The 18,395-nt window shown below is 68.5% G+C and carries 20 protein-coding genes and 1 tRNA gene; 14 read left to right on the top strand and 7 right to left on the bottom strand.

The window, feature by feature from the left end; translation table 11 throughout:
• The first annotated feature begins 6 nt into the window (after window positions 1-6).
• The 5 genes from KXD96_RS22065 to rph all read left to right on the top strand — a co-directional run bounded on the left by KXD96_RS22065 (window position 7) and on the right by rph (window position 4,406).
• A complete protein-coding gene (locus tag KXD96_RS22065) occupies window positions 7-1,050 on the top strand; it encodes a P1 family peptidase (RefSeq protein WP_260745493.1) in 1,044 nt (347 codons plus the stop codon).
• A gap of 36 nt (window positions 1,051-1,086) precedes the next feature.
• Window positions 1,087-1,767 (top strand): rhomboid family intramembrane serine protease, encoded by a 681-nt coding sequence (locus KXD96_RS22060; protein ID WP_260739829.1) that lies wholly within the window; start codon window positions 1,087-1,089, stop codon window positions 1,765-1,767.
• Window positions 1,764-2,579 carry a glutamate racemase gene (gene murI / locus KXD96_RS22055; protein WP_260739828.1) on the top strand — a complete coding sequence of 272 codons (816 nt, stop codon included), beginning with the start codon at window positions 1,764-1,766 and terminating at the stop codon, window positions 2,577-2,579. Before KXD96_RS22060 ends, murI begins: the two co-directional genes overlap by 4 nt.
• A 240-nt stretch (window positions 2,580-2,819) precedes the next feature.
• Complete coding sequence (locus tag KXD96_RS22045) at window positions 2,820-3,602, top strand: cyclic nucleotide-degrading phosphodiesterase (RefSeq protein ID WP_260739825.1); 783 nt, start codon at window positions 2,820-2,822, stop codon at window positions 3,600-3,602.
• Window positions 3,603-3,626: 24 nt separating this feature from the next.
• Window positions 3,627-4,406 carry a ribonuclease PH gene (gene rph / locus KXD96_RS22040; RefSeq protein ID WP_260739824.1) on the top strand — a complete coding sequence of 260 codons (780 nt, stop codon included), beginning with the start codon at window positions 3,627-3,629 and terminating at the stop codon, window positions 4,404-4,406.
• A 20-nt stretch (window positions 4,407-4,426) separates the two neighbouring features.
• On the opposite strand, the gene KXD96_RS22035 is transcribed toward rph, so the two are convergent.
• Window positions 4,427-5,527, bottom strand: coding sequence for a ferritin-like domain-containing protein (locus KXD96_RS22035; protein WP_260739823.1), 1,101 nt, complete (start codon window positions 5,525-5,527; stop codon window positions 4,427-4,429).
• A 184-nt stretch (window positions 5,528-5,711) separates the two neighbouring features.
• On the opposite strand from KXD96_RS22035, the gene rdgB reads away from it, so the two are divergent.
• Complete coding sequence (gene rdgB, locus KXD96_RS22030; protein ID WP_260739820.1) at window positions 5,712-6,311, top strand: RdgB/HAM1 family non-canonical purine NTP pyrophosphatase; 600 nt, start codon at window positions 5,712-5,714, stop codon at window positions 6,309-6,311.
• 17 nt (window positions 6,312-6,328) lie between these two features.
• Here the strand turns inward: rdgB and KXD96_RS22025 are convergent, their stop codons facing one another.
• Together KXD96_RS22025 and KXD96_RS22020 are read right to left on the bottom strand one after the other, a co-directional pair.
• A complete protein-coding gene (locus KXD96_RS22025; RefSeq protein WP_260739819.1) occupies window positions 6,329-6,670 on the bottom strand; it encodes a DUF3817 domain-containing protein in 342 nt (113 codons plus the stop codon).
• Window positions 6,667-7,047, bottom strand: coding sequence for a hypothetical protein (locus KXD96_RS22020; RefSeq protein WP_260739817.1), 381 nt, complete (start codon window positions 7,045-7,047; stop codon window positions 6,667-6,669). The genes KXD96_RS22025 and KXD96_RS22020 overlap by 4 nt, the downstream gene beginning before the upstream one ends.
• A 98-nt stretch (window positions 7,048-7,145) precedes the next feature.
• Here KXD96_RS22020 and KXD96_RS22015 point away from each other — a divergent pair.
• A tRNA-Leu gene (locus KXD96_RS22015) sits at window positions 7,146-7,230 on the top strand.
• Between the two features lie 77 nt (window positions 7,231-7,307).
• Window positions 7,308-7,616 carry a hypothetical protein gene (locus KXD96_RS22010; RefSeq protein ID WP_260739814.1) on the top strand — a complete coding sequence of 103 codons (309 nt, stop codon included), beginning with the start codon at window positions 7,308-7,310 and terminating at the stop codon, window positions 7,614-7,616.
• On the opposite strand, the gene KXD96_RS22005 is transcribed toward KXD96_RS22010, so the two are convergent.
• Window positions 7,613-8,038 (bottom strand): thiol-disulfide oxidoreductase DCC family protein, encoded by a 426-nt coding sequence (locus KXD96_RS22005; RefSeq protein ID WP_260739813.1) that lies wholly within the window; start codon window positions 8,036-8,038, stop codon window positions 7,613-7,615. The two genes, KXD96_RS22010 and KXD96_RS22005, sit on opposite strands and share 4 nt — an antisense overlap.
• Before the next feature lie 99 nt (window positions 8,039-8,137).
• Between KXD96_RS22005 and KXD96_RS22000 the strand changes: the two genes are divergently transcribed.
• The 4 genes from KXD96_RS22000 to KXD96_RS21985 all read left to right on the top strand — a co-directional run bounded on the left by KXD96_RS22000 (window position 8,138) and on the right by KXD96_RS21985 (window position 14,330).
• Window positions 8,138-8,851: a TetR/AcrR family transcriptional regulator gene (locus KXD96_RS22000; protein ID WP_260739810.1), complete on the top strand. Its 714-nt coding sequence runs from the start codon at window positions 8,138-8,140 to the stop codon at window positions 8,849-8,851.
• The gene (locus tag KXD96_RS21995; RefSeq protein ID WP_260739807.1) at window positions 8,851-11,436 is read left to right on the top strand and encodes an ABC transporter ATP-binding protein/permease; all 2,586 of its coding nucleotides are present in this window, start codon (window positions 8,851-8,853) and stop codon (window positions 11,434-11,436) included. Before KXD96_RS22000 ends, KXD96_RS21995 begins: the two co-directional genes overlap by 1 nt.
• On the top strand, window positions 11,433-13,166 hold the full coding sequence (locus KXD96_RS21990) for an ABC transporter ATP-binding protein (RefSeq protein ID WP_260739805.1): 1,734 nt from the start codon (window positions 11,433-11,435) through the stop codon (window positions 13,164-13,166). Before KXD96_RS21995 ends, KXD96_RS21990 begins: the two co-directional genes overlap by 4 nt.
• 87 nt (window positions 13,167-13,253) lie before the next feature.
• The gene (locus KXD96_RS21985) at window positions 13,254-14,330 is read left to right on the top strand and encodes a phosphotransferase family protein (RefSeq protein WP_260739802.1); all 1,077 of its coding nucleotides are present in this window, start codon (window positions 13,254-13,256) and stop codon (window positions 14,328-14,330) included.
• Window positions 14,331-14,334: 4 nt separating this feature from the next.
• Here the strand turns inward: KXD96_RS21985 and KXD96_RS21980 are convergent, their stop codons facing one another.
• From KXD96_RS21980 to KXD96_RS21970, 3 genes are read right to left on the bottom strand one after another with little or no spacing between them, the layout of a single operon-like run.
• The gene (locus KXD96_RS21980) at window positions 14,335-14,763 is read right to left on the bottom strand and encodes a pyridoxamine 5'-phosphate oxidase family protein (protein WP_260739800.1); all 429 of its coding nucleotides are present in this window, start codon (window positions 14,761-14,763) and stop codon (window positions 14,335-14,337) included.
• Window positions 14,764-14,813: 50 nt separating this feature from the next.
• Window positions 14,814-15,635: a mycofactocin-coupled SDR family oxidoreductase gene (locus tag KXD96_RS21975; RefSeq protein WP_260739797.1), complete on the bottom strand. Its 822-nt coding sequence runs from the start codon at window positions 15,633-15,635 to the stop codon at window positions 14,814-14,816.
• Window positions 15,635-16,828, bottom strand: coding sequence for an acyl-CoA dehydrogenase family protein (locus tag KXD96_RS21970; protein ID WP_260739795.1), 1,194 nt, complete (start codon window positions 16,826-16,828; stop codon window positions 15,635-15,637). The genes KXD96_RS21975 and KXD96_RS21970 overlap by 1 nt, the downstream gene beginning before the upstream one ends.
• A gap of 296 nt (window positions 16,829-17,124) precedes the next feature.
• Here KXD96_RS21970 and KXD96_RS21965 point away from each other — a divergent pair, with 296 nt between their 5' ends.
• The gene (locus KXD96_RS21965; protein WP_313901652.1) at window positions 17,125-17,790 is read left to right on the top strand and encodes an IS110 family transposase; all 666 of its coding nucleotides are present in this window, start codon (window positions 17,125-17,127) and stop codon (window positions 17,788-17,790) included.
• 14 nt (window positions 17,791-17,804) lie between these two features.
• Window positions 17,805-18,293, top strand: coding sequence for a transposase (locus KXD96_RS21960; RefSeq protein WP_260739794.1), 489 nt, complete (start codon window positions 17,805-17,807; stop codon window positions 18,291-18,293).
• The last annotated feature ends 102 nt before the right edge of the window (window positions 18,294-18,395 follow it).

Genomic DNA, 18,395 nt, shown 5'->3' with positions numbered 1-18,395 from the left:
TGCGGGATGAACGCCATCACCGACGTCGGGGGCATCCGCGTCGGGCACCATCAACGACTCGACCCCGACGCCACCATGGGCGCCGGATGGGCCTGCGGCGTCACCGTCGTACTGGCCCCGCCCGGGACCGTGGGCGCGGTCGACTGCCGCGGCGGTGCGCCCGGCACCCGGGAGACCGACTTGCTGGACCCGGCCAACACCGTCCGGTACGTCGACGCGGTGTTGCTCGCGGGCGGCAGCGCCTACGGTCTGGCGGCCGCCGACGGCGTCATGCGCTGGCTGGAAGAACGGGAACGCGGCGTGGCGATGGACGGCGGGGTGGTGCCCATCGTGCCCGCCGCGGTGATCTTCGATCTGCCGGTCGGTGCTTGGGATTGTCGCCCGACGGCGGAGTTCGGCTACCTGGCCTGCGAGGCCGCCGCAAACGGCGAGGGTGCGCCGGCCATCGGGAGCGTCGGCGCCGGCGTCGGGGCCCGCGCCGGGGTGCTCAAGGGCGGTGTCGGGACGGCGTCGACCGTGCTGCCGTGCGGGGTGACCGTCGGCGCGGTGGTCGTGGTGAACTCGGCCGGCGACGTCGCCGACCGCGCCACCGGCCTGCCCTGGATGGCGGACCTGACAGGCGAGTTCGGGCTGCGGCCACCGCCGGCGGAGCAGGTCGAGGCCTTCGCGCAGTTACCCACGGCGGCGAGCCCGCAGCAGAACCCGCTCAACACCGTCATCGGGGTGGTGGCGACCGACGCGGCGCTCAGCCCGGCCGCGTGCCGGCGCATCGCCGTCGCCGCCCAGGACGGCCTGGCCCGGGCGATCCGCCCGGCGCACACCCCGTACGACGGCGACACCGTTTTTGCCCTGGCGACGGGGGCGGTCGAGGTGTCACCCGCGGCCGACGCACCCGCGTCGTTCTCGCCGGAGATGCGGCTGGCCGCCGAGGTGGGCGCGGCAGCGGCCGACTGCGTCGGGCGTGCGGTGTTGGGCGGGGTGTTCGCCGCGGAATCGGTGGCGGGGATACCGACCTACCGCGACGTGCTGCCCGGGGCGTTCGCCCGATGAGGAGTTCACCGCCGCCCGCGCCGGTACCCTGCAGCCATGGGTAAGACCACCCCGAAGGGACGCCCTGGCGCACCCGCGGCACGGGCGAAGCGGCCCGCGTGGGTGGTGGGCGGGGCAACGATCCTCACCTTCGTCGCGCTGCTCTACCTCATCGAGCTGATCGACCAGCTGACGCGGCATTCCCTGGACATCAACGGCATCCGGCCGCTCGAGGCGGACGGGCTGTGGGGGATCGTCTTCTCCCCGGTCTTGCACGCCAGTTGGCAGCATCTGATGGCCAACACGATCCCGCTCTTGGTCCTGGGTTTTCTGATGACGCTGGCCGGTCTGAGCCGGTTCGTCTGGGCCACCGCGATTGTGTGGATCCTGGGCGGTTTCGGCACCTGGCTCATCGGCGACCTGGGCAGCACCTGCGGGCCGACCGACCACATCGGGGCCTCCGGCCTGATCTTCGGCTGGCTGGCCTTCCTGCTCGTGTTCGGGATTTTCGTGCGCAGGTTCGCCGACATCGCGATCGGCCTGGTGGTGTTGTTCGCCTACGGCGGCGTGCTGCTGGGCGCCATGCCCGTGCTGGGCAGGTGCGGTGGCGTGTCATGGCAGGGGCACCTGTGCGGTGCGATCGCCGGCGTCCTCGCCGCGTATTGGTTGTCCGCGCCGGAACGCAAGGCCCGCGCGAAGAGAAAAGCCGGCCCCGCCACGCCGCGCCCCACGATATGAGCTCGCCGTTGGCACCCGTCGGGATCTTCGACTCCGGCGTGGGCGGACTGACCGTCGCGCGGGCGATCATCGACCAACTGCCCGACGAGGACATCGTCTACGTCGGCGACACCGGGCACGGACCCTACGGTCCGCTCACCATTCCCGAGGTCCGCGCGCACGCGTTGGCCATCGGCGACGACCTCGTCGGCCGCGGCGTCAAGGCGTTGGTGATCGCGTGCAACACGGCGTCCGCGGCGTGCCTGCGGGACGCCCGCGAGCGTTACGACGTACCGGTCATCGAGGTGATCCTGCCGGCCGTGCGACGTGCGGTCGCGACGACGCGCAACGGTCGCATCGGCGTCATCGGCACGCAGGCGACCATCAACTCGCACGCGTACCAGGACGCGTTCGCCGCCGCCCGCGACACCGAGATCACCGCGGTGGCCTGTCCGCGCTTCGTCGACTTCGTGGAGCGCGGCGTGACCAGCGGCCGCCAGGTGCTCGGACTGGCCGAGGGCTACCTGGAGCCGCTGCAGCGCGCCCAGGTCGACACGCTGGTGCTCGGATGCACGCACTACCCGCTGCTGTCCGGGCTGATCCAGCTCGCAATGGGCGAGCACGTGACGCTGGTGTCCAGCGCCGAGGAAACCGCCAAGGAGGTGCTTCGGGTGCTCACCGAGCGCGACCTGCTGCGTCCGCATGACGCGCCGCCCGCGACCCGGGTCTTCGAAGCCACCGGCGATCCCGAGGCATTCACCACGTTGGCGGCGCGGTTCCTGGGTCCCGCGGTCACCGGAGTGCAACCCGTTCACCACGTGCAGATCGACTAGATGCTCATTGTGGCGACCCGCTTCGCCCGGCTTCGCCGCGCTCGCGATCGCCACTGGTGCTGATGGTGGCGACCCGCTTCGCCCGGCTTCGCCGCGCTCGCGATCGCCACTGGTGCTGATGGTGGCGACCCGCTTCGCCCGGCTTCGCCGCGCTCGCGATCGCCACTGGTGCGGGACGAGATTCTCATCACATGAATGCGGCGATGTTTTCGTCGCGGTCCCATCGGGCATGGCACAGTAGTGTCCGTGCGAATAACCGTGCTCGGCTGCTCGGGCAGCGTGGTGGGGCCGGATTCGCCTGCGTCGGGATATCTGCTTCGCGCACCGGACACTCCGCCGTTGGTCCTCGACTTCGGTGGCGGCGTGCTGGGCGCGCTCCAGCGTTACGCCGATCCCGCTTCTGTGCACGTGCTCTTGACCCATCTGCACGCTGACCATTGTCTGGATCTGCCCGGCCTGTTCGTATGGCGGCGCTACCACCCGTCGCGCCCCGGCGGCAAGGCATTGTTGTACGGCCCTGGCGACACCTGGTCCCGGCTGGGAGCTGCATCGTCACCGTACGGCGGCGAAATCGACGACTGCTCAGACATTTTCGACATCCGGCACTGGGTGGACGGCGAACCGGTGACGTTCGGGTCGGTCTCGGTGACGCCGCGGGTGGTGGCCCACCCCACGGAGTCCTACGGCATGAGGATCATCGATTCCACCGGCGCCTCGTTCGTCTACAGCGGGGACACCGGGGTCTGTGACGAGCTGGTCGAGCTGGCTCGGGACGCCGACGTGTTCCTTTGCGAAGCCTCTTGGACGCATTCGCCGGATCGCCCGCCCGCTCTGCACCTGTCGGGCACCGAGGCCGGCAGGACCGCGGCGCAGGCCGGCGTTCGCGAGCTGTTGCTGACCCATATCCCGCCGTGGACTTCGCGCGAGGACGTAATCAGCGAGGCCAAGGCCGAGTTCGATGGTCCCGTGCATGCGGTGGTGTGCGGTGAGACGTTCGATATCCGCCGCTCTGAAAGGGTTTGAGAATCCCGCGTTAGGGTTGGCGTCGTGACCAGACGAGAAGACGGCCGCCTTGACGACGAGCTGCGGCCCGTAGTCATCACCCGCGGGTTCACCGACCATCCGGCGGGGTCGGTACTGATCGAATTCGGCCACACGAAAGTGATGTGCACCGCCAGCGTCACCGAGGGGGTGCCCCGCTGGCGCAAGGGATCGGGTCTGGGTTGGTTGACCGCCGAGTACGCGATGCTGCCGGCGGCCACCCACACGCGCTCCGACCGCGAAGCCGTCAAGGGACGCCTGTCCGGGCGCACCCAGGAGATCAGCCGGCTGGTCGGCCGCTCGCTGCGGGCCTGCATCGATTTGGCGGCGCTGGGGGAGAACACCATCGCCGTCGACTGCGACGTGCTGCAGGCCGACGGCGGCACCCGCACCGCCGCCATCACGGGCGCCTACGTGGCGCTGGCCGACGCCGTCACCTACCTGGCGGCGGCGGGCAAGCTGTCGGACCCCCGGCCGTTGTCGTGTGCCATCGCGGCGGTCAGCGTCGGGGTCGTCGACGGCAGGATCCGGGTGGACCTGCCCTACGAGGAAGACGCGCGTGCCGAGGTGGACATGAATGTCGTCGCCACCGACACCGGGACGCTCGTAGAGGTGCAGGGGACCGGCGAGGGGGCGACGTTCCCGCGTTCGACGCTGGACAAGCTGCTCGACGTGGCGCTGGCCGCCTGCGACAAGTTGTTCGCCGCCCAGCGCGAGGCGCTCGCCCTGCCGTACCCGGGTGAGCTGCCCGAGGGGCCGCCGCCCTCGAAGGCGTTCGGCAGCTGAGCCACAGCACCGGGACTGAGTTAGCTCGCGCCCGCCGCGATCACCTGGTCCACCTCGAGGGCGCGCTCGGCCATCTCGGCGTGTGCCTTGTCCAGAGCCTCGGCCTGATCTTCGTCGGCCTTCATCAGCGCCTCGATGTCGAAGTTGGCCATGTCGTGGACGCCCATGTCCCTGAACGCCTTCTGCACCTTGTCGCCCCACAACCCGATGTCCTTGACGATCGGCACGATTCGGCTGAACAGATGCGAGCGGAACTGGATCATCAGCGGTGACGTGTCGACCCACTCGGCGCACGCCTTGACGTCCATGCCGAGGGTCTCGAAGACCTCCTCGCCGCGGAACCGGTCGCGCATCAGGTAGCAGGCGTCCACGACGAACTCTTCGCGCTCGTCCCGCTCGGCCTCGGTCAGCGCGGAGTAGTAGTCCTTCAGTGAGATCCGGCCGAAGGCGACGTGCCGGGCCTCGTCCTGCATGACATAGGCCAGCACCTGCTTGGCCAGCGAGTCCGGCGCCGCCATGTCACGCAGCACCCCGAAGGCGGCGAGCGCCAGCCCTTCGATGAGTACCTGCATGCCGAGGTAGGGCATGTCCCAGCGCGAGTCGCGCAGGGTGTCGTCCAGCAGTGCGGTCAGGTGCTTGTTGATCGGGTAGACCAAGCCGGCCTTCTCCTGCAGGAGCCGCGAGAACGCTTCGACGTGCCGGGCCTCGTCCATGGTCTGGGTGGCCGCGTAGAACTTCGCGTCCAGGTCGGGGACGACCTCCACGATCTTGGCCGCGCACACCATCGCGCCCTGTTCGCCGTGCAGGAACTGCGAGAGCTGCCAGGCCTGGAAGTGCTGGCGCATCTCGGCGCGACGGGCTTCGTCGGCGGCGTCCCACATCGGGCTGCCGAACAGCGGGTGGAATTCGTCGGGTAGCCCAACCGGGTTCATCGGGTCGACGTCTTGCGCCCAGTCGATGCGCGACTGCGCATCCCACTGCTTGTCCTTGCCCTTTTGGTACAGGGAAAGCAGTCGGGAGCGCCCCTCGTCGTATTCCCAGGTGAAGCGCGCGCTGCCGGCGCTGGGGACCTCCCACGAGTACGGGGAGGGCACGTCGGTGTACTTGTCCCTCGTGGTCATGGGCTACCCCTCTCTACCTCGTATGACCAGTGGTCATATGACGGGTATCACATTGCGCCGCGTTCGGCGGCGCTGTCAACCCCTAGGCACGTCGCTGGACCGATCCGCGGTCGAACGTCGGGGGCTAATTTGTTGTCTGCATGGGTGGCTCTTGCGGAGGTGATGGCATGTCTCGGATTGACCCGTGACCGAGCTCCTGGTCGCCAGCCGCAATCCAAAGAAGCTGGCCGAATTGCGGCGGGTGCTCGACGCGGCCGGCTTGACGGGGTTGACGTTGGTGTCTCTGCGCGACGTGCCCTCGTTCGACGAAGCACCCGAAGACGGCGCGACGTTCGAGGACAACGCGTTGGCCAAGGCGCGGGCCGCGTTCGCCGCGACGGGCCTGGCCTCGGTGGCCGACGATTCCGGGCTGGAGGTGGCCGCGCTGAACGGGATGCCCGGGGTGCTGTCGGCGCGCTGGTCGGGTAAGCACGGCGACGATGCCGCCAACACTGCGCTGCTGCTGGCGCAGTTGCATGACGTGCCCGACGAACGGCGCGGGGCGGCGTTCGTGTCCGCCTGCGCCCTGGCCGGGCCGTCCGGCGAGCTCGTAGTCCGCGGCGAGTGGCCCGGCAGCATCGCTCGGGCACCACGGGGCCACGGCGGCTTCGGCTATGACCCTGTCTTCGTCCCCGACGGCTCCGAACGTACGGCCGCGGAGCTCAGCCCCGAGGAGAAGGACGCCGTCTCCCATCGCGGTCGCGCGCTTGCGTTGCTAGTGCCGGCGCTGCGCGACCTGACCTAGCGCTGCACACTCGGAAGCTACAGCCCGAAGCGGGCCTGGACGTCCCTGGTTTGGAAGTGTTCGACGATGATGCCCAGCACCGGGATGGTCCCGGCAAGCAGCACGCCGATCGTCTTGGGAATCGGCCACCGCACCTTGACCGCAAGGTTGAAGGCGGTCAGGACGTAGATGAAGTACACCCAGCCGTGCACCACCTCGATCCAGCGGATCTCGTGGTGCCAGACGAGGTGCGAGACGATCTCGTAGCACAGCGCGATCAGCCAGAGTCCCGTCGTCCACGCCATGATCCGGTAGCCGAGCAACGCGGTGCGGATCTTCTCGACGGGAAACGCCGACGCGGGTGTCTCGGGTGTGGTCATGCGGTGGTCCTGTTCTGCTTTTCGTTGTCTTGTTTGGCCAGCTCGGCCAGGTAGGCGTTGTATTGCGCCAGCGCGGGATCGTCGGACGGCTGCGGTGTCGGCTTGGGCCGCTCCGGCAGCAAACCGGCGGGTATCTCGGTGAGGGCGGCGTCCTGCCGGGGCTCCGGCGGCATCTCTTCGTAGCGCACGTATTTGCGGTACGCGTACACGCAGAACCAGGCGAACAGCGGCCATTGCAGCGCATAGCCGAGATTCTGGAACGTGCCCGAGACCGACTGGAACCTGGTCCACTGCCACCAGCCCAGCGCCAGGCAACCGCAGGCAGCGACGATCACCAAGGCGATCAGCGCGGGCCTACGACGACGCGTGGTGGACACCCCTTGAAGGTACCGCTCACGTTTTGGGTCCGACGAATTCGTCGACGCGTGCCACCGACAGGTCCGTCCTCGAATAGAGCGGTAAGATCGCTAGGCCCGCGGGCGTGGCGAAATTGGGAATACGCGCCGGCTTTAGGTGCCGGTGCTCGAAAGAGCGTGAGGGTTCGAGTCCCTCCGCCCGCACTCTTATTTCGCGAACTCGAAGCGTCAAACCCTCGATGCGGGGTACCTGCAATTGCACGGGACACGAGGGAGACGCCATGGCCATCGAAAACCAGTCACCAGGGCACGCCTTTACCACCAAAGATGCCGAGCTCGCCGAACGCCGGGCCGCAGAGGCTCGCGAACGCGCCGCGCAGGCGGGCCTCTCGGCGGCCCGCAGCATTGAGCGATCGGCCCTTCAGCACGAGCGGGTCGCGCGGGTGCAAGACCGGACCATCGAACAAGGGGCCTCTCACGAGGACCTGCATCGCGAGTGGGCGGCCAAGCATCGCGATGCGGCGGTCGACGACCACAAGCTGGCCGAACTGAAGCGCAAAGAGTCCGAGGCCGACCTAGCAGTCGATTAGGCGTCCAGAAAGCGCGCGCGAACCTCCGGCGGCGGCAGCGGACAGGTGTCGTACTTGCCGAAGAGGCGGTACCGGACATCGGCGACCCTGTCGTAGAGCCAGTCGCGCACGGGAGCGGGGATGACGCGGGCCGCCCCGAGCAGCTTCCACGGCCCGCCAAGGTAATCCACCACCCGCAACGCCGCGGCGGAACGGACGGCCACGCGCTCCTCGGGCCGGCCGGGTTTGTCGACGAACACCACGGAATCGACGCCCTCGATGGCCGGATGCCGAGCGAAGACCGCCCGGGCGTAGTCGCTATCCAGGGCCGCGAAGCGCAGCGTGCCGTGGCGATCGAACCGAAGTATCGTCCGCACCGCCGAGTTGCAGACGCCGCAGACCCCGTCGTACAGCAAAACGGGCGGCACCGATTCACCGCTCACACCGCCAGGCTACTGACCGGCCGCCGACCACGCGGGTTGACCTTCGGTAAGGTAACCCTTAGTTTGTGGGGGTAACTTTCCGAGCGGAGGGTGGTGTCGATGCGCGCCGTTGCGCCTCGCCAGGGCGGGCGACCGCCGCTGATCACGCTGGACGACGTCATCGCGATCGGCCGTGACCTGGGCATGCGACGGCTCAGCGTCAACGCCGTCGCGGCGCGGCTCGGGGTGTCGGCGACCGCCCTGTACCGGCACGTCGAAGGCAGATGGGAGCTCGAGCGGCTGGTGGGCGAGAGCCTGCTCGCCGAACTCGACCTTCGCGACGACCCCAGCGCCGACGCCGTACGCCACCTGCTGTCGTTCGCCCTGCAACTGCAGGACTTCACCGCCGAGCACCCCGGGCTGGCGTCGTACCTGCAAGTGCTGTTCCCGCGCGGCGACGCCGGTCGCCGGCTGCTGGCGACCGAGATTGAGGCGCTGACCCGACGCGGTTATTCGGCGGACGCCGCCATGGTGCTGAGCAGCGCGGTCGCCACGCTGGCGATCAGCCTGGCCGCCGGCGAGGAGAACAACGCGGACGCGACCAGCGGGGGCCAGGCCGGCGGTTTCGCGGAGGAATGGGACGCCGTCGCCGACGCGTTGTCCCACGACCCGCGACTCGGCCCCGCATGGGCCGGGTTGCCGCAGGCGTCAAGTTCGCAATTCGTGCGGCTGTTGCTGGCCGCTTCGGTCCGGGGGCTGGTGACGCTGATTCCGCCCGGCCGCCCGTTCGCTGAAGTCGTCGCGGAGTTGAGCGACGCGGGAAGGGACCGCTGATGGCGCGCGGATTCTCCGGTGTGATGTTGCGGAGCTTCGGCGCGCGCGACCACACCGCCACAGTGATCGAAACCGTCGATATCGCACCGCATTTCGTGCGGGTGCGGTTGATGTCACCGACGTTGTTCGAAGACGTGGACGCCGAACCCGCCGCGTGGCTGCGGTTCTGGTTCCCGGACCCGGACGGATCCACCACCGAGTTCCAGCGCGCCTACACGATTTCGGAGGCCGACGTCCCCACCGGCCGCTTCGCGATCGACATCGTGTTGCACGAGCCCGCCGGCCCGGCGTCGACGTGGGCGCGCACTGTTGCGCCCGGCGCCACCATCGCCGTCATGGCGCTGATGGGCTCGTCGCGTTTCGACATGCCCGACGAGCAGCCTGCCGGCTACCTGCTGATCGGTGACTCCGCGTCGATCCCGGGCATGAACGGCATCATCGGCGTCGTCCCCGATGACGTGCCCATCGAGATGTATCTCGAGCGGCACGACGACAACGACGTCCGGATCCCGATCGCGCAGCACCCCCGGTTGCGAGTGCACTGGGTGACCCGCCGCGACGAGAAATCCCTTGCCGCGGCGATCGATAACCGCGACTGGTCCAACTGGTACGCGTGGGCGACGCCCGAGGCCACCGTGCTCAAACACGTGCGCACGCGATTGCGCGACGAGTTCGGCTTCCCCAAGTCCGAAATACACGCCCAGGCGTACTGGAGTGCCGGGCGGGCGATGGGCACGCGCCGCGGTGACGAGCCGGAGACCTCGAATGACGTTGCGCACGAGGAGCCTTCGACACCGAAACCTTCGGAGAAGACGGCCGCCGCGGCGGCGCGCGGAAGGTGGCGTGCCCAGGCCGCCGGCCGGTTGCTCGCGCCGCTGCGCTCGGCGCTGATCGTCTCCGGTGTGCTGCAAGCCGTCATCACGGTGGTGCAGCTGGCACCGTTCGTGCTACTGGTCGAGCTGGCCCGGCTGCTGGTGGCTGGTGCGCCCGCGTCCCGACTCTGGGACGTCGGGATCGCGGCCGTCGCGCTGCTGGGAACGGGCACCGTCCTCGGCGCGGCCCTCACGCTATGGCTGCACGTCGTCGACGCGCGGTTCGCCGCCGACCTGCGTTCGGGGTTGTTACGCAAGCTTTCTCGATTGCCGCTGGGCTGGTTCACCGCGCGCGGGTCCGGCTCGATCAAGCAGTTGCTGCAGGACGACACGCTGTCGCTGCACTATCTGGTCACGCACGCCATCCCGGACGCGGTCGCGGCGATCATCGCGCCGGTCGCGGTGCTGGTCTACCTGTTCGTCATCGACTGGCGAGTGGCTTTGGTGTTGTTCCTGCCCGTCCTGGTGTATCTGGTTTTGACGTCGTCGCTCACGATTCAGTCGGGCCCGCGCATCCCGCAATCGCAGCGCTGGGCCGAGAAGATGAGCGGCGAGGCCGGCGCCTACTTGGAGGGGCAGCCGGTAATCCGCGTCTTCGGCGGCGCGGCCGCATCCAGCTTCCGGCGCCGCCTCGACGAATACGTCGAATTCCTGGTGTCCTGGCAGCGGCCGCTGGCGGGCAAGAAGACGCTGATGGACCTGGCCACCCGGCCCTCGACCTTCCTGTGGCTCATCGCGCTCACCGGTACCCTGCTCACGGTCACCGGGCGGATGGATCCGGTGAATCTCCTACCGTTCTTGTTGCTGGGCACCACATTCGGCGCGCGCCTGCTCGGGATCGCTTACGGAGTGGGCGGTATCAGCGCCGGCATGCTGGCCGCCCGACGACTGCAAAACACGCTCGACGAGCCGGAGCTGGAAGTGCGAGACCGGGCCCCGTCAGCAGATTCGTCGGCGACGGTCGTCTTCGAGGATGTCAGCTTCGCCTATCGCCCGGGCGTCCCGGTGCTCAGGGACGTCTCGCTGACGCTGCGGCCCGGCACCGTCACCGCCCTCGTCGGCCCGTCCGGGTCCGGCAAGTCCACGCTGGCCGCGCTGCTGGCCCGTTTCCACGACGTCGAGCAGGGCTCGATATGCGTTGGAGGACAGGATATCCGGTCGATGACCGCCGACGAACTGTACGCGAAGGTCGGCTTCGTCCTGCAGGAGACGCAGCTGGTGCATGGCACCGTCGCGGACAACATCGCGCTGGCCGTCCCCGACGCCACCGCGGAGCGGATCCAGGAGGCGGCGCGGCAGGCCCAGATCCACGACCGCATCATGCGGTTGCCGGACGGCTACGATACGGTGCTGGGCGCGGCAACGGGGCTTTCGGGCGGGGAACGGCAGCGGCTCACCATCGCCCGGGCGATCCTGGCGGACACCCCGGTGCTGATCCTCGACGAGGCCACCGCATTCGCCGACCCCGAATCGGAATACCTTGTGCAGCGGGCGCTCAGCCGGCTGACCCGGGATCGCACCGTCTTGGTGATCGCCCACCGATTGCACACCATCACCGGCGCCGACCAGATCGTCGTCCTCGACCGCGGCCGGATCGCCGAACGCGGCACGCATGACGAGTTGCTGGCCGCCGACGACCGGTACCGACGGCTATGGGAAGGCGGTCGACGGGAGCCGGTGGCCGCCACCAGGGTTCGGGAAGGGGCGCGATGATTCGCACGTGGTTGGGGCTGGTGCCCGCGGACCGCCGCGCCAAGGTCGTTGCCTACGCCGTGCTCGCGGTGCTCTCCGTGGTGGTGCGGGCGGCGGCCGCCGTCCTCCTCGTCCCACTGGTGGGCGCCCTGTTCAGCGAGCCGCACCGCGCGCTGGCATGGTTGGGCTGGCTCACCGCCGCCACCGTGACCGGATGGGTGATCGACACCGCCACGGCGCGCATCGGCTTCGAACTCGGTTTCGCCGTGCTCGACCACAGCCAGCACGACGTGGCGGACCGGTTGCCCGGCGTGCGACTGGACTGGTTCACCGCCGAGCACACCGCGACGGCGCGCCAGGCGATCGCCGCCACCGGGCCGGAACTGGTCGGCCTCGTCGTCAACCTGCTGACGCCGCTGATATCCGCCATTCTGCTGCCCGCGGCAATCGCGGTGGCCCTGCTCCCGATCTCCTGGCAGCTCGGCGTGGCCGCGCTGGGCGGCGTGCCGCTGCTCTTGGGTGCGCTCTGGGCCTCGGCGCGACTGGCGCGACGGGCCGACGCCGCGGCCGACGAAGCCAACAGCGCACTCACCGAACGGATCATCGAATTCGCCCGCACTCAGCAGGCGTTGCGGGCCGCGCGGCGGGTCGAACCGGCGCGCAGTCTCGTCGGCGATGCGCTGGCGGCGCAGCACGGGGCGACCATGCGGTTGCTGTCCATGCAGGTTCCGGGCCAGCTACTGTTCAGCCTGGCCAGCCAGCTGTCGCTCATCCTGCTCGCCGGGGCGACCGCGGCGCTGACGGTGAACCAAACGGTCACGGTTCCCGAAGCCATCGCCTTGATCGTGGTGATCGTGCGCTACCTGGAGCCGTTCACCACGATCAGCGAGCTGGCACCGGCGCTGGAGAGCACGCGCGCCACGCTCGGCCGCATTCGCTCGGTGCTCACCGCGCCGCTGACGAACTCCGGCCCTGCCACGCCGCCCGCCGCCGCGGTGCCCCGCATCGAATTCGACGACGTCGCGTTCCGCTATTCCGGCGGAGGCGCACCGGTGCTCGACGGGGTGAGTTTCACCCTGGAGCCGGGCAGCACCACGGCGATCGTCGGCCCGTCCGGATCGGGCAAGAGCACGATCCTGGCGCTGATCGCCGGCCTGCACGAGCCCACCCGTGGCCGGGTCCTGATCGACGGCGTCGACGCGGCGACGCTGGACGCCGATGCGCGACGCGCGTTGAGCAGTGTCGTGTTCCAACATCCGTATCTGTTCCACGGGTCGATCCGCGACAACGTGTTCGCCGGGGATCCGGGCGCCGGCGATGACCAGTTCAACCGGGCCATGGCCCTCGCCCGCGTCGACGAACTCATCGGCCGGCTGCCCGACGGCGCCGAGACGATCGTCGGCGAAGCCGGCTCGGCCCTGTCCGGCGGCGAACGTCAACGGGTCAGCATCGCGCGGGCGCTGCTCAAGCCGGCGTCGATACTGTTGGTCGACGAGGCCACCAGCGCTCTGGACACCGAAAACGAGGCCGCCGTGGTGGACGCGCTGACGCTCGACCCGCGATCGCGCACCCAGGTGATCGTCGCGCATCGGTTGGCCAGCATCAGTCACGCCGACCGCGTCCTGTTCCTCGACGACGGCCGAGTGCTCGAGGACGGAACCGTCGGCGAATTGCTCGCGGCGGGTGGACGTTTCGACGAGTTCTGGCGGCAGCAACACGAGGCCGCCGAATGGCGCATTCTCGCCGACTAAATCGCCGTAGTTGACCGCAACTCTTGCGGTATGCCTTACAGTTTGTCAGTCGGGCAGGGCTGTCCGGGTACAGGAGGCGAGCTGTTCATGAGTGCTGTGGTGTCGATTCCGCGGTATCCCGGCGACGTGACCCCGCAATGGTTGTCGGCCGCGCTCAGCGGGCGTGGCGCACCCGTCGAGGTTGCCGAGGTGGACGTGGTCGCGATCGGCACCGGGCAGACGGGTGCGACTTACCGGGTGACCGCTCGCTACGCGACGGAGCCCGGAGACTTGCCGCAAACGTTCGTGATCAAGCTGCCGTCCCAGGACGACACGGTGCGCGACAGGGTCGTCATCGGATACCGCAGCGAATGCGCGTTCTACTCGTCCGTGGCGGGCCGAGTGCAGGTACCGACGCCGCGGTGCTTCTACTCCGAGATCACCGCGGACGCAATGGATTTCGCGTTGCTGCTCGCCGATCAAGCGCCCGCGGTGCAGGGTGACCAACTCGTCGGCTGCGGCGAAGCGGAAGCGCGCCTTGCGGTCACGGCCCTGGCCGGTCTGCACGCGCCCAGTTGGTGCGACCCCTACTGGCTGGATTTCCCGGGCATCGCGTTCGCCAGGCCCGACGAGGCGGGTGCCGCCGGCATGGGCGAGGTGGCGAAGATGAGCGCCGACATCACGCTGGACAAGCTGGGCGATCGGATGAGCGGCGAAGACCGCGATACCTTGAGTGCGGCAATGGGTTTGATCACACCGTGGCTGCTCTTAGAGTATGATCGGTTCGCCCTGCTGCACGGCGACTATCGCCTGGACAATCTGCTGTTCGATCCGGAGCTAACCCGCGTCAGCGTGGTCGACTGGCAGACGCTCGGGGTGGGCCTGCCGGCCAGGGATCTCGCCTACTTCACCGCGACCAGCCTCGATCCACAGCTGCGCGCGAGCATCGAAGAACAGCTCGTCGCCGACTATCATCGCGCGCTGTTGGCCTACGGGGTCACCGGCTACGACCGCGAAACGTGTTGGCGCGATTACCGGCTCGGGGTATTGCAGGCACCGCTGATCTCGGCGCTGGGGTTCGCGTTTGCCGCCGCCACCGACCGTGGCGATGACATGGTGCTGACCATGCTCAGCCGCGGCTGCCAAGCGATCCGGGAGTTGGGCACGCTGGAACTGATCGGCTGAGGCCTCAGAGGTCGCCGGTGAAGTCCGCGCTCAGCCAGCGGTCGGGCCGGATGGTGAACATGACCTCTTCCACGCCCTCCATGCTGCGGATGAACGCCCGCCCGCCTTCCTCGCCGAGGTAACGAATGGCGATGGACTCCTGCACGTCGGGCGGAGCCGGCTTGGTGGTCTCCACAACGGCGCCCTCGACCACCACGTACTGATACGGCGGCTCCTCGCGCTGCACCACCAACGTCACCACACCGGCCCGCTCGATCAGCTGCACCTTGCGGCTGGACGCCCCGGTCATGATCCGGATCTCGCCGCCGGGGGTGTAGTCGTACCAGATCGGAACGCTGGCTGGCGGCCGGCCGTCGGTGGCCGCGACGGACAGCACGGCGATGTGCTTGGCGGCCAGGAACTCTTGGCGTTCGCTCTCGGTGAAGGCTCTCATGTGCCCTGAAAGTACCGATGCCGCGGAATCTATTCCCAAGCGCCGCCGAATCAGTACTGCGTCGAGCCCTGGTCGATCGGTATCCGGGCGGCGGTGACCTTGCGCGACTCGTCGCTGGCCAGCCAGCACACCGCGTCGGCGATCTCCTCCGGCTCGGCGACCCAGTCGGGCAGGAATGGGGTGAGCACGTGGGACAGCTGCGGGTTGGTCTGCATTGTTGAGCCCACCGCCGTGACCATGTCGCCCGCTCCCATCGGGGTGTTCACCGGCCCGGGATGAACGCTGTTGACTCGGATCGAATGCTTGCCCAGCTCGGCGGCGAAAGCGCGCGCCATCCCGGTGACGGCGTGCTTGCTGGCGGTGTAGTGAATCATGAACGGCTGCATCTTCATGCCGGCCGCGGAACTGATCAAGATGATGGAGCCGCCGCGGCCCCCTTCGATGATCTTGTCGGCGCCGACCATCACGGTGTTCCAGGTGCCGGTCACGTTGATGTCGATCACGTCGCGGAAGTTCTCGGGCGTGATGTCGTGCCAGGCCTGCGGTGCCGCGACGCCGGCATTGGCGACGATGATGTCCAACCGCCCGAGCGCGGCGACACCGTCGTCGACGGCCTTGCGAAGCCCGTCGAAGTCGCGGGTGTCCACCACTGAGGCGATGATCCGGCGGTTGGTCTCTTCGACCAGGCGGACGGTCTCGTTCAGATCGTCGGGAGTCGCCGGGTCATAGGGGACACAGGACGGAAGCTTGCCGGCGATGTCGACGGCGATGATGTCGGCGCCCTCTCGCGCCAGGCGAACCGCGTGAGCCCGGCCCTGGCCGCGTGCGGCCCCGGTGATGAAGGCGACTTTCCCCTCGAGCTTGCCTGCCATTAACGCTCCTTCGTTGTGGTAGCTCGCTGCGCTGCTTTGACGAGGTTGGACCCGATGATCAAGCGCTGAATCTCGCTGGTGCCCTCGTAGAGCCGCAGCAGCCGCACATCGCGGTAGATGCGCTCGACCGGGACACCATGCATGTAGCCGCTGCCGCCGTGCACTTGCACCGCCAGATCGGCGACATTGCCGGCCATTTCGGTGCAGAACAGCTTGGCCGCCGACGGCGCGACCCTGCGGTCTTCGCCCGTGTCCCAGAGCCGCGCGGCGTCGCGGACGAGCGCACGGCCGGCGAGCACTCCGGTCTGCTGGTCGGCGATCATCGCCTGCACCAATTGGAAGTGACCGATCGGCGTGCCGCCCTGCGTCGCGGTGGCGGCGTAGGAGACCGATTCGTCGAGCGCGCGTTGGGCGGCGCCCACCGCCAGGGCGGCAATGTGGACGCGGCCACGGGCCAGCGAGGTCATGGCGGCTCGATAACCGATGTCTTCGCTGCCGCCGATCAGCGCGCCGCCCTCGACGCGGATGTCGTTGAAGCTGACATCGGCGGTCCACGCGCCCTCCTGCCCCATCTTGGCGTCCTTGGCGCCCACCTCTACGCCCGGCGCGTCCGCGGGAACCAGGAACACCGCGATCCCGGGACCCTGGTCGTCGGCCGGTCGGGTGCGCGCGAACACCACGAACAGATCGGCGACGGGCGCGTTGGTGATAAAGCGCTTCTGCCCGGAGATCACCCAATCACCTTCGTCGCGAACGGCTTTCGTTCGCAGGCCGGCCGGATTCGATCCGGCGCCGGGTTCGGTCAGCGCGAAGGAGGCGACGACGTCGCCGGACGCCATGGATTCCAGCCAGCGTGCCTTCTGCTCGTCGGTGCCGAAGCCGACCAGGACCTGCCCGGCGATGCCGTTGTTGGTGCCGAACATCGATCGCAGCGCCAGCGAGGTGTAGCCCAATTCCATTGCCAGCTCGACGTCTTGCATCAGGTTCAACCCGAGGCCGCCCCACTGCTGCGGGATCGCGTACCCGAACAGGCCCATCTTCTTGGCTTGGTCACGCAGGTCATCGGGCACCCGATCCTCGGCCAGGATCTCCTGTTCGCGCGGGACCACGGCGGTGCGAACGAAGTGACGGGTCTGGGCGAGGATCTGCTGAAAGTCGTCGTCGGAGACCTCGGGTTGTTCGGCGGTGGTCACTAGGGCACCATCCTTTCGGCGGATGTCTGATGGGCATTCGTTGAAGGGACTCGGCGGGGGCCGAGGTGACGGCCAGTGGTGGTCGCTCGTTGAGGGCCTGTATGACACCGCCGCCCTCGGTCCTCCCGGGGTCGCAGACCGGCATCAGGAAGACGCGCCGCAGAGCGCCAGTTAGTGACCGTCCGGTGGTCGATCCCCTCGCCGCGTCGTCGCTGCCAAGTTGAGGAGATCCGTTGCCGGAAGACACCACAGGAATTATCTACGTCGGTTTGGACTGGGCCGCTGCCGCACATGCTGTGTGCGTGCTGTCTGCGGTGGGAAAAGTATTGGCACAGTTCATGATTGACCACACTGCGGAAGGCATTGCCATGCTGATCCGTAGACTCGCCAAGTACGGCGATCCCACCCAGATACACATCGGGATCGAGCGACCCAATGGGCGGTTGGTCGACCTGCTGCTCGAGGCCGGCCACCCGGTCATCCCGGTATCGCCGAACGCCATCAAAACCTGGCGCGACGGCGAAGTCATCTCCGGCGCTAAGTCCGACGCCGGCGACGCACTGGTGATCGCCGAGTACCTGCGACTGCGCCACCACCGACTGCATCCCGTAGCGCCCTACAGTGCTCAGACCAAGGCACTTCGCACGGTAGTGCGCACCCGCGATGACATCGTCGCCATGCGGGTATCGGCCACCAACCAACTCAGCGCCTTGCTCGATGACCACTGGCCCGGCGCCAAGGCGATCTTCGCCGATATCGAGTCCCCGATCAGCCTGGCGTTCCTGCGCCAGTACCCCACTGCGGGCAGCACATCGCGCCTCGGTGAGAAACGCCTGGCCGCGTTCCTGGCCAAGCACGGCTACTCCGGCCGTCGGCCAGCCAGCGAGCTGCTGGGCCGGCTGCGCGCGACCCCGCGGGCACCACCGACCCCACCCTGTCGGTCGCCGTCGCCGACGCCGTAGGAGCCCTGGTCACCGTGCTGGAGGCCCTCAACAGCGCCGCCAAAACTCTCGACCGCTCCGTCATCGCCCGCCTCGGGAAGCACCCGGACGCCGAGATCTTCACGTCGCTGCCAAGGTCGGGTCAGATCAACGCCGCCCAGGTGCTCGCCGAGTGGGGCGACTCCCGGGCAGCCTACGACGGACCCGACGCCGTAGCGGCTCTGGCCGGAGCCACTCCAGTGACCAAAGCCTCCGGCAAACAGCACGCCGTGCACTTCCGCTGGGCCTGCAACAAACGCTTCCGCCGGGCACTGACCACCTTCGCCGACAACAGTCGTCACCAAAGTCCTTGGGCCGCCGACATCTACGCCCGAGCCCGCGCTCGCGGACACGACCACCCTCACGCCGTACGTATCCTCGCCCGCGCCTGGATCCGCGTCATCTACCGCTGCTGGCACGACCACCGCCCCTACGACCCCAACCTCCACGGCGGAACACAAAGACTGTTGCCACAAACAGCCTGAGGTTGACTCAGGAAGTGTCATAGGCGGACGCTCCATCGTTGGCACCTCGTTGGTGGCGAGTCGCTCAGCCGCAAGCGGCCGGCCGGCTCAACGGGCCTGGGT

Origin of the sequence: Mycobacterium sp. SMC-2 (assembly GCF_025263485.1) — a bacterium.
Classification (GTDB): Bacteria; Actinomycetota; Actinomycetes; order Mycobacteriales; family Mycobacteriaceae; genus Mycobacterium.
Note: the sequence above shows the minus strand (reverse complement) of the source record. Positions and strands in the feature narration are given on the sequence as shown.

Excerpts from the sequence above, each read along its gene's own strand:
- KXD96_RS22065 (WP_260745493.1), top strand. The coding sequence starts at position 7 with ATGAACGCCATCACCGACGTCGGGGGCATCCGCGTCGGGCACCATCAA.
- KXD96_RS22060 (WP_260739829.1), top strand. The coding sequence starts at position 1,087 with ATGGGTAAGACCACCCCGAAGGGACGCCCTGGCGCACCCGCGGCACGG.
- murI (WP_260739828.1), top strand. The coding sequence starts at position 1,764 with ATGAGCTCGCCGTTGGCACCCGTCGGGATCTTCGACTCCGGCGTGGGC.
- KXD96_RS22035 (WP_260739823.1), bottom strand. The coding sequence starts at position 5,527 with ATGACCACGAGGGACAAGTACACCGACGTGCCCTCCCCGTACTCGTGG.
- KXD96_RS22025 (WP_260739819.1), bottom strand. The coding sequence starts at position 6,670 with ATGACCACACCCGAGACACCCGCGTCGGCGTTTCCCGTCGAGAAGATC.
- KXD96_RS22010 (WP_260739814.1), top strand. The coding sequence starts at position 7,308 with ATGGCCATCGAAAACCAGTCACCAGGGCACGCCTTTACCACCAAAGAT.
- KXD96_RS22000 (WP_260739810.1), top strand. The coding sequence starts at position 8,138 with ATGCGCGCCGTTGCGCCTCGCCAGGGCGGGCGACCGCCGCTGATCACG.
- KXD96_RS21995 (WP_260739807.1), top strand. The coding sequence starts at position 8,851 with ATGGCGCGCGGATTCTCCGGTGTGATGTTGCGGAGCTTCGGCGCGCGC.
- KXD96_RS21990 (WP_260739805.1), top strand. The coding sequence starts at position 11,433 with ATGATTCGCACGTGGTTGGGGCTGGTGCCCGCGGACCGCCGCGCCAAG.
- KXD96_RS21985 (WP_260739802.1), top strand. The coding sequence starts at position 13,254 with ATGAGTGCTGTGGTGTCGATTCCGCGGTATCCCGGCGACGTGACCCCG.
- KXD96_RS21980 (WP_260739800.1), bottom strand. The coding sequence starts at position 14,763 with ATGAGAGCCTTCACCGAGAGCGAACGCCAAGAGTTCCTGGCCGCCAAG.
- KXD96_RS21975 (WP_260739797.1), bottom strand. The coding sequence starts at position 15,635 with ATGGCAGGCAAGCTCGAGGGGAAAGTCGCCTTCATCACCGGGGCCGCA.